We start from the raw sequence: 12,920 nt of genomic DNA, 5'->3' as shown, positions 1-12,920 counted from the left end.
TGACGAAGGACATAGAGGCACCCCCCGCTCCTCCCGCTTCTCCCTCCCTGTCCTTGCTGATTCCTTCCTGATTCCTTCGGTCACGGATCCTGCGCGATCCATTGACCCCGCCTTGTCGTGCGCACGACCATTCCTTCCACTCGTGAGAGATCAGTTTCCGTATCGCGGAATCCGGAGGACTGTCGTGTTCGTACAGCAGCTGGAACCCGTCGCCGACTCGCTCGCGCTCTCCGCCCTCGTCGCGACGCTGCCGCTGGTCACCGTGCTGGTCCTGCTCGGGGCCGTACGGATGAGGGCCCACCTCGCCGGGGTGATCGGGCTGGCCGTCGCCGTACTGGTCGGATGGCTCATCTTCGCGATGCCCTTCGGCCAGACCCTCTCGGCCGGTGCGCAGGGCGTGCTCTTCGGGCTCTTCCCCATCATGTGGATCGTCGTCAACGCCCTGTGGGTCTACCGGATGACGGTCCGCACCCAGCACTTCGACGTCCTGCGGCGCTCCTTCGGGCGGCTCTCCGACGACCCCCGCATTCAGGCCCTGGTCATCGCCTTCTGCTTCGGCGCGCTCCTGGAGGCGCTCGCGGGGTTCGGGGCGCCGGTCGCGATCAGCGCCGTGATGCTGGTGGCGCTCGGCTTCGACCCGGTCAAGGCCGCCGTGGTCGCGCTCGTCGCCAACACCGCGCCGGTCGCCTTCGGCGCGATGGGCACACCGGTCGTGACGCTCGCACAGGTCACCGGCCTGCCCCTGGACACGGTCGCCTCCGTCGTCGGCCGTCAGACACCGCTGCTCGCACTCGTCGTCCCCCTCGTGCTGGTCTGGCTCGTGGACGGCCGCCGAGGGCTGCGCGAGACCTGGTGGCCCGCGCTGGCCTGCGGAATCGCCTTCGCCGTAGCCCAGTTCGCCACCTCCAACTACCTCTCCGCCCAACTCGCCGACATCGCCGCCGCGCTGGCCGGCGCCGCCGCACTCGTCGCCCTGCCCGCCGCCCGCAGGCCGGCGGCCGAGCCCGTACGCGCCTCCGTACTCACCGGCGTACGCAGCGACGACCTCGACCAGGACGACTCGCGCGGTCAAGTGCTGCGTGCCTACGCCCCGTACGCACTGATCGTGGTGATCTTCTCGATCGCGCAGATCCCGCCGGTCAAGGAGGTACTGGCCCGTGCGACGCGCGTCTTCGACTGGCCGTTCCTCGACGTCGCCGACGCGGACGGCAACCGGGTCGGTGCCAACGTCTTCTCCCTGCCGCTCATCGCCACCGGCGGCACCCTCGTCCTGCTCGCCGGTCTGCTCACGGCCGCGGTGCTCGGCGTACGGGCGGCGGACGCGGCCCGGGAGTGGGCGGCTACGGTGCGCGAACTGCGGTACGCGATCCTCACCGTCACCTCCGTACTCGCCCTGGCCTACGTCATGAACCTGTCCGGTCAGGCCGCCACCATCGGCCACTTCGTCGCGGCGGCCGGCGCGGGCCTCGCCTTCCTCTCGCCGATCCTGGGCTGGTTCGGCGTCGCGGTCTCCGGCTCGGACACCTCCGCCAACGCGCTCTTCGGCGCGCTCCAGGTGACGGCCGCGGGCGAGTCCGGCCTGTCGCCGGAACTGCTGGCGGCGGCGAACAGCTCCGGCGGGGTGCTCGGCAAGATGATCTCGCCGCAGAACCTGACGATCGCCTGCGCGGCGGTGGGACTGGCGGGGCGGGAGGGTGACCTGCTGCGCAAGGTGCTGCCGTGGAGCCTGGGGCTGTTGCTGGTGATGTGCCTGATCGTGCTGGGGCAGAGCACCGCGGCGCTGGGCTGGATGCTCCCCTAGGCACTGTCGTCAAAATCCCGCCTGCCCAGCGGCGTCTGGCACGGACGCGCGCGCCGCGTGGCCGGAGTCGTCCGGGTACGTCCCGTACGAGGAGGATCCTCTCGCTACGAGGAGGATGCTCTCGCTACGAGGACGATCCTCCGCTACGAGGACGATCCTCCGCCTTGCGATCCACGGCACCAGGACGCCGCGAGCCCCGCCCGAGGGGCGGACGGCGCTATGCGTCGGACAGGGCCTGGAGCGCCCTGCTCTCGCCGGGCCGGATGGGACGATTGCCGCATCCGCGGGTAGTTTGACGGTTCCGCAGTGAAGCAGCTCAGGAGGGTTGGCCGTGGCCGATTTGGCGCAAATCGTGAAGGCGTACGACGTCCGTGGGCTGTACCCGGACCAGTTGGACGACCGGCTCGCCGAACTGTTCGGCGCGGCCTTCGCGGAGATCACCGAGGCCGAGGCCATCGTCATCGGCCACGACATGCGCGCCTCCTCGCCCGGACTGGCGTCGGCCTTCGCCCGGGGCGCCGTCGCGCGCGGGACCCACGCCACGATCATCGGGCTCTGCTCCACCGACCAGCTGTACTACGCGTCGGGGAACATGAACGTCCCCGGCGCCATGTTCACGGCATCGCACAACCCGGCCCGCTACAACGGCATCAAGATGTGCCGGGCCGGTGCCGCCCCGGTGGGCCAGGACACCGGACTGGCGCAGATCCGCGCCCTGGTCGAGCGGTGGCTGACCGAGGGCGCCCCGCCCGCGGTCACCCGGCCAGGAACCCTCACCCAGCGCGACACCTTGAACGACTACGCCGCGTATCTGCTGTCCCTCGTCGACCTCTCCGCGATCCGCCCGCTCAAGGTCGTCGTCGACGCGGGCAACGGGATGGGCGGACACACCGTCCCGACCGTCCTCGGCGGACTTCCCCTCGACGTCGTGCCGATGTACTTCGAGCTGGACGGCACCTTCCCCAACCACGAGGCCAACCCCCTCGACCCGAAGAACATCGTCGACCTGCGGGCCCGCGTCCTCGCCGAAGGCGCCGACCTCGGTCTCGCCTTCGACGGGGACGCCGACCGCTGTTTCGTCGTGGACGAGCGAGGCGAGGGCGTCTCCCCGTCCGCGATCACCGCGCTGGTCGCGGCGCGCGAACTGGCCGAGCACCCCGGCGGCACGATCATCCACAACCTCATCACGTCGTGGTCCGTCCCCGAAGTCGTCAAGGAACACGGCGGTACGCCCGTACGCACCCGGGTCGGCCACTCCTTCATCAAGCAGGAAATGGCCGCCACCGGCGCGGTCTTCGGGGGCGAGCACTCCGCCCACTACTACTTCCGCGAGTTCTGGAACGCGGACACCGGCATGCTCGCCGCCCTCCACGTCCTGTCCGCGCTCGGCACCCAGCCAGGCCCGCTCTCGGAGCTGGTCTCCTCCTACGACCGCTACGCGGGATCCGGCGAGATCAACTCCACCGTCGACGACCAGACCGCCCGCACGGCGGCCGTCCGCGCGGCGTTCGCGGCCCGCGAGAACGTCACCTTCGACGAACTCGACGGACTGACCGTGGCGTCCACCGACTGGTGGTTCAACCTCCGCCCCTCCAACACGGAGCCGCTGCTGCGACTGAACGTGGAGGCGCGGGACGAGGCGACGATGGCGCGGATCAGGGACGAGGCGCTGACGCTGATCCGCGGCTAGGGCGTGTTTCGAAAGTCCCGCCTGGCCGACGACGCCTGGCACGTACGCTCGCCGCGTTGTCGGAGTCATCCAAGTACGTCCAGTACGAGGACGATCCTCCGCCTTGCGATCGCACGCACCAGACGCCGTCGGCCCCGCCCTTCGGGCGGACGGCGCTACTTTCGAAACACGCCCTAGCGGCGCTTGCGCGGGGCGGGGTGCGTTGTCGGTTCGCGCCGGTTCTCGTGTGCGGGGGGTGGTCGCCTGGGGTACATCCGGGGCGGCACGATCTACGGCGCGCACGCCCGTCTGCGCATGACCGCGCCGTACGCGCCGTACATCATGCCGTCCGGGCACGTGCCTCCGCAGGCCCCGGCCCCCCGCACCCCGACGAACCGACCCGCACCACCCCGCACTCGGCGCCCACCACCCGCACCCGCGCCCACCACCTAGCACCGCGCCCACCGCCTCCGTCCACCACGTCCGCCCACCACCTAGCCGGACGGCGCCTCCCGCCCGACGGCGCCCCGCGCCGAGCGCGGGCCACCGGCGGTACCCTGACGTGGCCCGATCCACCCGTTCGAAGGGACACCCCTCATGCCGCTCGAAGCCGGTCTCCTGGAGATCCTGGCCTGCCCGGCCTGTCACGCCCCGCTCAGCGACCGCACCGCGGCCGAAACCCCCGAGCTGGTCTGCACGGGCGAGGACTGCGGCCTGGCCTACCCCGTACGGGACGACATCCCCGTACTGCTCGTGGACGAGGCCCGCCGCCCCGCGTAACACGACGGTCCGACCCGGCCCAACGGAGGTTGAACCCCATGCTCGACGAGTCGCTGCTCGACGCTCCCGACGAGCTGACCCGCGCCGACCGCCTCGGTCTGCTGCGCGGCGCCGCCGAGGCGGGAGCGCGGGTGCGCACGGCGCTGCGGAACTCCGCCGAGGCGGGCGTCACCGGGCTGAGCCCCGAGGGCCGCCCCCGCGCCGTACTCATCGCGGGCTCCGGCGCCGCCGCGACCGGCACCGCGGACGTGATCACCGCGCTCGCCGGGGCCAGCGCGCCGGTCACCCGGCTGCATCCCACGGGCGTCGCCCCCGCCGCCGGGGCACTGCGCTGGGCGCTGCCCGGCTGGGCCGGACCCGTGGATCTGCTGCTGATCGTCACCACCGAGGGCACCGAACCCGGCCTGTCCCTCCTCGCCGAACAGGCCTACCGCCGCGGCTGCACCGTCGTCGCCGTGGCACCGGGCGAGTCGCCGCTGAGCGAGTCGCTGGGCGGCTCGCGCGGCCTGCTCGTCCCCATGGCGACGGCGCCGTACGAGCAGTACGAACACGGCGACGCCGACGCGGGCGCCGCCGCGCCCGGCTCCCTCTGGGCGCTTCTCGTACCGCTCCTCGCGCTCCTCGACCGCGCCGGCCTGCTCACCGCGCCGACGGAGACGCTCCAGCTCGTCGCCGACCGGCTGGACAGCGTCGCGGAGCGCTGCGGCCCGGCCGTCGCGACCTACAGCAACCCGGCCAAGACGCTCGCCGCCGAACTCGCCGACAGCCTTCCGCTGATCTGGACGGAAGGGACGGCCGCGGCCCCGGCCGGGCGCAGGTTCGCCGCCGTACTGGCCGAGCTGACCGGCCGGCCCGCGCTCGCCGCCGAACTGCCCGAGGCGATCCCGTCGCACGAGGCCCTGCTCGCGGGCGACTTGACGGGCGGCGCGGGCGGCGCGGGCGGCGAGGACGACTTCTTCCGCGACCGGGTCAACGAGAGCCAGGCGCTGCGGGCCCGGGTCGTCCTGCTCAGGGACCGCCCGGTGGGCGGACTGACCGCCGCGCCCGCCGCCCGCGAACTCGCGCTGGGGAACGACACGGCGATCAGCGAACTGGAGCCGGAGGAGGGCAGCGAGCTGGAAGCGCTCGCCGAGCTGATCGCGGTCACCGACTTCGCCACGGTCTATCTGGCGCTCGCGGGCACCTCCGCCTGACGCGCACCACCACGCCACCTCACCCCGTACAAGGAAGCTCACCCATGGACCGCCTCTCCAACACCGTGCGCCCCTACGCGTGGGGATCCACGACAGCCATTCCGGAGCTTCTCGGCGAGACCCCCACGGGGGAGCCGCAGGCCGAGATGTGGATGGGCGCCCACCCGGGCGCGCCGTCGCGCCTCGACCGGGGCAGCGGCGTGGTAACCGGCGACGGCGACGGCGACGGGGGCAATGACGGCCACGGCGGACACGGCGGCCACGGCGGCCACGGTGACCACGGCGGTCACGGCGGCCACGGCGAGCAGGCCCTCTCCGACCTCGTCGACGCCGACCCCGAGGCGGAGCTGGGCGCGGCCACCGTGGCGAAGTTCGGCCCCAGGCTCCCGTTCCTCCTCAAGATCCTCGCGGCCGGCTCCCCGCTCTCCCTCCAGGTCCACCCCGACCTGGCCCAGGCGAAGGCGGGTTACGCCGACGAGGAGAGCCGGGGCGTGCCCATCGACGCGCCCCACCGCAACTACAAGGACGCCAACCACAAGCCCGAACTGATCTGCGCGCTCACCCCCTTCGACGGCCTGTGCGGCTTCCGCACACCCGAAGCCGCCGCGGACCTGCTCGCGAGGCTGGACGTCGACGCGCTCAAGCCCTACGTCGACCTGCTGCGCGCCCACCCCGAAGAGGCCGCGCTGCGCGAGGTGCTGACCGCCGTCCTGGCCGCCGACCCGGTGGAGATGGCCGCGACGGTCACCGAGACCGCCGCCGCGGCGGAACGTCTCGGCGGCGACCACGCGCCGTACGCGTCGATCGCGCGGCACTACCCCGGCGACCCCGGCGTCATCGCGGCCATGCTGCTCAACTACGTACAGCTCCAGCCCGGCGAGGCACTCTTCCTCGGCGCCGGTGTCCCGCACGCGTATCTCAACGGCCTCGGCGTCGAGATCATGGCCAACTCGGACAACGTGCTGCGCTGCGGCCTCACCCCCAAACACGTCGACGTACCGGAACTGCTGCGCGTCGTACGCTTCGAGGCGACCGAGCCGGGCGTGCTGCGCCCGGAGGCGTCCGCCTCGGGCGAGGAGCTGTACGACACGCCCATCGACGAGTTCAGGCTCTCCCGCTACACCCTGGCGCCGGGCGGCGCCCCGCGTGACCTGACGGTCGACGCACCGCAGATCCTGCTCTGCACGGCGGGCGCGCCCCACGCGAACGACATCGCGCTGACGCCGGGCGGCTCGGTCTTCGTACCGGCGGGAGAAAAGACCGAACTGTCCGGTACGGGAACCGTTTTCCGCGCCACAGTGGTGGTCTGAGCCGCGGTCCGAGATCACGGCGTCACCCACTGCTGCAACAATGTCCCGCCGTACGGCGGCGCCAGGGCCGCTGACCACGGAAGGGACACCCACGCACCCATGAGCGCGTCCGGCGGAACCAAGGCGATCGTGGCGGCGCTCGGCGCCAACCTCGCGATCGCGGTAGCCAAGTTCGTTGCGTTCGCCTTCAGCGGCTCGTCGTCGATGCTCGCGGAGGGCGTGCACTCCCTCGCGGACTCCGGCAACCAGGGACTGCTGCTTCTCGGCGGCAAGAAGGCCAAGCGCGAGGCCACCCCCGAACACCCCTTCGGCTACGGCCGCGAGCGCTACATCTACGCCTTCCTGGTCTCCATCGTGCTGTTCTCCGTCGGTGGCATGTTCGCCATCTACGAGGGCTACGAGAAGATCAAGCACCCGCACGCGATCGAGTCCTGGTACTGGCCGGTCGGGGTACTCGTCTTCGCGATCATCGCGGAGTCCGTCTCGTTCCGTACCGCCATCAAGGAATCCAACGTCACGCGGGGCACGCAGTCCTGGAAGGAGTTCATCCGCCGGGCCAAGGCCCCCGAGCTGCCCGTCGTGCTGCTGGAGGACTTCGGCGCGCTGATCGGTCTCGTTCTCGCCCTCGGCGGTGTCGGAATCGCCGTCGCCACCGGCAACGGAGTCTGGGACGGCATCGGCACGCTCTGCATCGGTCTCCTCCTCATCGTCATCGCGCTCGTACTCGCCGCCGAGACGAAGTCCCTGCTCCTCGGCGAGTCCGCGGGCGCCGAGGACGTGAAGAAGATCAAGGCGGCGGTCGTCGACGGCGAGGTCGTCACGGGCATCATCCACATGCGCACGCTCCACCTCGGCCCGGAGGAGCTGCTGGTCGCGGCCAAGATCGCGGTGGAGCACGACGACACGGCCGCGGAGGTCGCCGAGGCGATCAACGCGGCCGAGGCCCGTATCCGCGAGGCCGTGCCGATCGCCCGGGTGATCTATCTGGAGCCGGACATCTACAGCGCGTCGGCCGCGGCGGCCGGTACCAACCCGGCCAAGGACTGACCACTTACCCATTCGGCTGTGGCCCGATGGGCCTGTCGGTGTAGATTCGGTGCCAGAGCCAGACGTCGCTGCTGATGGCGGTCGGGCGGCCCGCGTGCGGACCGGCCGAGGGAGAGAGGGCCTCCGACGGACTGCGCCGCGAGCGCTCGGGCATTCGTATGCCCACCGCCGCAGAGCCAGCCGTACGTATTCACCCTCGACCCCCTTCACGAGGAGCAGCTCGCTATGACGACTGTCGCCAACCGACAGGACTTCAAGGTCGCCGACCTCTCGCTCGCCGAGTTCGGCCGCAAGGAGATCACTCTCGCCGAGCACGAGATGCCCGGCCTGATGTCGATCCGCAAGGAGTACGCCGCGGCCCAGCCGCTGGCCGGCGCCCGTGTCACCGGCTCCCTGCACATGACGGTGCAGACCGCCGTCCTCATCGAGACCCTGGTCGCCCTCGGCGCCGATGTGCGCTGGGCGTCCTGCAACATCTTCTCCACCCAGGACCACGCCGCCGCCGCCATCGCGGTCGGCCCGAATGGCACTCCGGACGCCCCCGCCGGCGTCCCGGTCTTCGCCTGGAAGGGCGAGTCCCTGGAGGAGTACTGGTGGTGCACGGAGCAGGCCCTGACCTGGCCCAACAGCCCCACCGGCGGCCCGAACATGATCCTGGACGACGGCGGTGACGCCACCCTCCTGGTCCACAAGGGCGTCGAGTTCGAGAAGGCCGGCGCGGCCCCGGACCCGGCCACCGCGGACAGCGAGGAGTACAGCTACATCCTCCGCCTGCTGAACCGCACCCTCTCCGAGAACCCGCAGAAGTGGACGCGTCTCGCGTCCGAGATCCGCGGTGTCACGGAGGAGACCACGACCGGTGTCCACCGTCTGTACGAGATGCAGCGTGATGGCGTCCTCCTTTTCCCGGCGATCAACGTCAACGACGCGGTCACCAAGTCCAAGTTCGACAACAAGTACGGCTGCCGCCACTCCCTGATCGACGGCATCAACCGCGCCACCGACGTCCTGATCGGCGGCAAGGTCGCGGTCGTCTGCGGCTACGGCGACGTGGGCAAGGGCTGCGCCGAGTCCCTGCGCGGCCAGGGCGCCCGCGTGATCATCACGGAGATCGACCCGATCTGCGCGCTCCAGGCGGCGATGGACGGCTACCAGGTCGCGACGCTGGACGATGTCGTCGGTATCGCCGACATCTTCGTGACCACCACGGGCAACAAGGACATCATCATGGCGAGCGACATGGCCAAGATGAAGCACCAGGCGATCGTCGGGAACATCGGCCACTTCGACAACGAGATCGACATGGCCGGCCTCGCGAAGATCGACGGCATCGTCAAGGACGAGGTCAAGCCCCAGGTCCACACCTGGACCTTCCCGGACGGCAAGACCCTGATCGTCCTGTCGGAGGGCCGCCTGCTCAACCTGGGCAACGCGACCGGCCACCCCTCCTTCGTGATGTCCAACTCCTTCGCGGACCAGACGCTGGCCCAGATCGAGCTGTTCACCAAGCAGGAGGAGTACCCGACCGACGTCTACGTGCTGCCCAAGCACCTGGACGAGAAGGTTGCCCGCCTCCACCTGGACGCCCTCGGCGTCAGGCTCACGACGCTCCGCCCGGAGCAGGCCGCGTACATCGGCGTCGAGGTCGAAGGCCCGTACAAGCCCGACCACTACCGCTACTGATCCAAGAGGCCATCGCCTCTCGGTAACCGCGCCGGAGAACAGGCCCCCGCACCCCCGTGGCGGGGGCCTGTTCCGTCGGCGGCGGCGCGGACAGGCCGCCAGGCCGGACGCGCCGGTGGATCGGACGCGCCAGTGATCAGCCGCCGAAGACCCGAAGGACCCGAAAGCCGCCATGCCCCGAGGCCGTTATTCGCTTCACGATCCGCACGATCACACCCCCCTCGGTGACGAACACTTCCATTGCGCCCCAGGCCCCTCCGGCTGGCGCTACGTCTCCCAGATCACGACTCCCTCCGGCGACCACGCGGGCTCCGTCGATCTGGCCCTCGACGAACTCGGCCGCCCCATCCGTCTGCAACTCCACGCCGCGAGCTGGGAGATCCGTGGCGCCGCGCTCGACGGCGTCACCTGGGTCCGTACCGACCCCACCGGCGTCCATGCCACAGAAGGCAATGTGCGCGCCCACGCCTTCACCGGCACTTCCCCCGCCTTCCTCGTCGCGACCGCCCGACTTCTGCGCCTCACCCCCGATTCCCCCGCGACGCGCGTACGCCTCGTGGCTTTCACGCACCCCGTACTCGCCCCCAGGACCGTGGATCAGTCCTGGGCACTGGTGAACAGTGAAGCGCACGCCACTGACAATGGCCCGCTGACCGTGGACGAGTACCAGGTCAACGCCCTGGACACCGGGGAGCAGCACACGGTGCACCTCGCCGGGGACGTGGTGCTCTCGGCGCCTGGCATCGAGCTGGAAGACCTCGAATCCCCGCCGTCGACCCTGCCGTGACCGGCCGGGCCCGAGCGGCGCCGCACCACTACGCGGGCGGGACGAACCCGGTGGCAGGCGGCGAGGGCGGGGCGGCCGGGGGAAGAGCGGAGGAAGAGGCGGAGGGGAGAACCACCGGGGGAGCGGCGGGGCCGGCCGGGCCCACGGGAGCTGCGGGCCCCGGTACGAAAGCCGACTGCACCGCGGCGGACCCCGGCACCGCGGCGGACCCCGGCACCGCGGCGGACCCCGGAGCCGCAGCGGACGCGGGAGCCGCGGCGAGGCCGAACGCCCGCCGCGCGTCCCTCGCCTGCCGCTCGTTGAGCACCGCCGCCAGATAGGCCCCCGCAGGCACCTCCCGCGGCACAGGAGCCCCTGTACGCGCCGCCAGGTCCGCGGCGAGCCGCTCGGCCATCGACTGGCCGACCGAGGCGTCGAGCTGCCTCATCCGCGTGAGGTACTGGCGTACGGCGAGCCACAGATCATCCGGCACGGCGGACAGATCCAGTTGCGCGAACCTGCCCACGAGCCACGGCGGAGGCGGCGGGACCGTGGCCAACTGCGCCGCCGGCACCCGCTCCCGTACCACCAGCGTCCCCGCGAAGACATCCCCGATCCGTCGGCCGCGGGCCGACACCAGCGACGCGACGCACGCGATGACGCCGAGCGACATCAGCAGTTCGACCACGCCCATCGCTCCCCGCACGAGCGCGTGCCGGAACCGTATGGGCCCGCCGTCGTCCCGTACGACCCGCAGACCAACGGCCATCTTCCCCAGCGAGCGACCGTGGCTCAGCGTCTCCACCGCGATCGGCCCGCCCACCAGAACCAACAGGAACGACGCGATGGACAGAGCCGCCACCGCCGCGTCGTCCAGCGCCCCCGTCGAGACCGCGATCCCGATCGACACCAGCAGATAGACGGTCCAGACGACCACGAGATCGATCACCAGGGCCAGCGCCCGGCTCGGCAGCTTCGCAGGGCGGAGCCCCAGTACGACCGCGTCGCCCGTCACAAGCTCATCCACCGGTGCCCACCCTTCGCCGACCTTCCCCGCCCATGAACACCTCAGTCTGCCAAGCTGGCTGCCAGCGCGCCGCGGCAGTGCAGTTGTGCGGCGGTACGGACCGAACGTACCCAGTGCCTGGAGCAGCAGCCGACCATGGATCTCGATGTCTTCGTGACAGCCCACCGCGCCGAGTGGGACCGCCTGGACCATCTGCTGCGCCGGGGCCGCCGTCTCACCGGCGCCGAGGCGGACGAACTCGTCGCCCTTTACCAGCGCACCGCGACGCATCTCTCCTTGATCCAGTCCAGTGCTCCCGACCCCATGCTCATCGCCCGCCTCACCCAGCTGGTGGCCCGCGCTCGCGCCACCGTCACCGGCGCGCGCCGCGCCGGCTGGCGGGACGCGGCGCGATTCCTCACGGAGGGCTTCCCCGCGGCCGTGTACCGCTCGCGACGCTGGTGGATACCGACGGCGCTTCTCTCCACCGCGCTGGCCGTGGTGATCGGCTGGTGGATCAGCGCGCACCCCGAGGTCCAGTCGGCGATCGCCGCCCCTGAGGAGCTGCGCCAGATGACCCGCCCGGGTGGGGAGTACGAGACGTACTACTCAAGCCACCCGGCGGCGTCCTTCGCGGCCCAGGTCTGGACGAACAACGCCCAGGCCGCAGCCATGTGCCTCGTCCTGGGTGCCTTCCTCTGCGTACCGGTGATCTGGATCCTGTTCCTCAATATGCTCAACCTCGGTGTGGGTATCGGTCTGATGTCCGCGGCGGGCCGGCTCGACACCTTCCTCGGCCTGATCCTTCCCCACGGCCTGCTCGAACTGACGGCGGTCTTCGTCGCGGCGGGTACGGGCCTGCGCCTCGGTTGGACACTGATCGACCCTGGCCCGCACAGCCGCCGTACGGCTCTTGCCCAGCAGGGACGCGCCGCACTGGGGATGGCCCTAGGTCTGGCCCTCGTCCTGTTCGTCTCGGGCCTGATCGAAGGCTTCGTCACCCCGTCCGGCCTGCCCACCTGGGCGAGGATCGCGATAGGCATCGGCGCCGAACTGGCTTTCCTCGCATACGTCTACATCCTCGGTGGCCGAGCGGCCCGCGCCGGCGAGACCGGTGACGTGGAGACCACTGACCGGAGTGCCGAGCTTCCCGTGGCGGCCTGATGTGCGCTCGGCGTCCGGGACCTGTTAGTCTCCTCTTCGCCCCACAAAATCCGTTGACACGGCTGGCGTGGGGAGGTAGATTTGAACGGTTGCCTCGGAGTTGGACAAGAACCGAGTGCGGAAGTTAATCTCTATGTGACTCCCGGTGGAATCGAATTTCCTGCCGGAGTCTTTCGATTCGACTATCGACACCTCGCAGCCGGTCAATCGGCTCGAATGGTTTCTGATAAAGTCGGGTCCGTCGAAAGGCAAAAGGCCAATCCAAAGGCCATCAGAATCTTGAGGCAGAACACGCCGAATGAGTCTGGTAGAGTCGGAACCGCCGGAAAGGGAAACGCGAAAGCGTGGAATCTGGAAAGCGAAACCCCGCTCCGGCGGGGAATCGGACACGAAAGAGTCTGATAGAGTCGGAAACGCAAGACGGAAACAAAACAAAGAAACACCGAAGGGAAGCGCCCGGAGGAAAGCCCCAGAAAATGTTCTGTGGGTGAGTACAAAGGA

11 protein-coding genes are annotated in these 12,920 nt (G+C 70.5%); 9 read left to right on the top strand and 2 right to left on the bottom strand.

The window, feature by feature from the left end; translation table 11 throughout:
• Positions 1 to 184 precede the first annotated feature (184 nt).
• The 8 genes from DVH02_RS21645 (at position 185) to DVH02_RS21605 (ending at position 10,270) form a co-directional block, all read left to right on the top strand.
• The gene (locus DVH02_RS21645; RefSeq protein ID WP_114625490.1) at positions 185 to 1,801 is read left to right on the top strand and encodes an L-lactate permease; all 1,617 of its coding nucleotides are present in this window, start codon (positions 185 to 187) and stop codon (positions 1,799 to 1,801) included.
• Positions 1,802 to 2,126: 325 nt separating this feature from the next.
• The gene (locus tag DVH02_RS21640) at positions 2,127 to 3,491 is read left to right on the top strand and encodes a phosphomannomutase/phosphoglucomutase (RefSeq protein ID WP_407697662.1); all 1,365 of its coding nucleotides are present in this window, start codon (positions 2,127 to 2,129) and stop codon (positions 3,489 to 3,491) included.
• Positions 3,492 to 4,067: 576 nt separating this feature from the next.
• Positions 4,068 to 4,250 (top strand): Trm112 family protein, encoded by a 183-nt coding sequence (locus DVH02_RS21630; protein WP_114625487.1) that lies wholly within the window; start codon positions 4,068 to 4,070, stop codon positions 4,248 to 4,250.
• A gap of 38 nt (positions 4,251 to 4,288) precedes the next feature.
• Positions 4,289 to 5,443 carry an SIS domain-containing protein gene (locus DVH02_RS21625; RefSeq protein ID WP_114625486.1) on the top strand — a complete coding sequence of 385 codons (1,155 nt, stop codon included), beginning with the start codon at positions 4,289 to 4,291 and terminating at the stop codon, positions 5,441 to 5,443.
• A gap of 44 nt (positions 5,444 to 5,487) precedes the next feature.
• Positions 5,488 to 6,753 carry a mannose-6-phosphate isomerase, class I gene (manA, locus tag DVH02_RS21620; protein ID WP_114625485.1) on the top strand — a complete coding sequence of 422 codons (1,266 nt, stop codon included), beginning with the start codon at positions 5,488 to 5,490 and terminating at the stop codon, positions 6,751 to 6,753.
• Positions 6,754 to 6,852: 99 nt separating this feature from the next.
• Entirely contained in the window at positions 6,853 to 7,800 is a 948-nt protein-coding gene (locus DVH02_RS21615) for a cation diffusion facilitator family transporter (RefSeq protein WP_114625484.1), read from the top strand.
• Between the two features lie 225 nt (positions 7,801 to 8,025).
• Positions 8,026 to 9,483 (top strand): adenosylhomocysteinase, encoded by a 1,458-nt coding sequence (gene ahcY / locus DVH02_RS21610; protein WP_114625483.1) that lies wholly within the window; start codon positions 8,026 to 8,028, stop codon positions 9,481 to 9,483.
• Between the two features lie 172 nt (positions 9,484 to 9,655).
• Positions 9,656 to 10,270, top strand: a complete 615-nt coding sequence (locus DVH02_RS21605) for a hypothetical protein (RefSeq protein WP_114625482.1) — start codon at positions 9,656 to 9,658, stop codon at positions 10,268 to 10,270.
• Between the two features lie 28 nt (positions 10,271 to 10,298).
• Here the strand turns inward: DVH02_RS21605 and DVH02_RS21600 are convergent, their stop codons facing one another.
• Positions 10,299 to 11,276 carry an RDD family protein gene (locus DVH02_RS21600; RefSeq protein WP_114625481.1) on the bottom strand — a complete coding sequence of 326 codons (978 nt, stop codon included), beginning with the start codon at positions 11,274 to 11,276 and terminating at the stop codon, positions 10,299 to 10,301.
• A 135-nt stretch (positions 11,277 to 11,411) separates the two neighbouring features.
• On the opposite strand from DVH02_RS21600, the gene DVH02_RS21595 reads away from it, so the two are divergent.
• The gene (locus DVH02_RS21595) at positions 11,412 to 12,419 is read left to right on the top strand and encodes a stage II sporulation protein M (protein WP_114625480.1); all 1,008 of its coding nucleotides are present in this window, start codon (positions 11,412 to 11,414) and stop codon (positions 12,417 to 12,419) included.
• Between the two features lie 203 nt (positions 12,420 to 12,622).
• On the opposite strand, the gene DVH02_RS36315 is transcribed toward DVH02_RS21595, so the two are convergent.
• On the bottom strand, positions 12,623 to 12,920 hold a 298-nt coding region (locus tag DVH02_RS36315; RefSeq protein WP_233518371.1), incomplete at its 5' end, for a hypothetical protein.

Source organism: Streptomyces corynorhini (assembly GCF_003346515.1).
GTDB classification, from domain to species: domain Bacteria; phylum Actinomycetota; class Actinomycetes; order Streptomycetales; family Streptomycetaceae; genus Streptomyces; species Streptomyces corynorhini.
The sequence above is the reverse complement of the archived record's forward strand: the minus strand, read 5'-3'. Positions and strand labels throughout refer to the sequence as shown.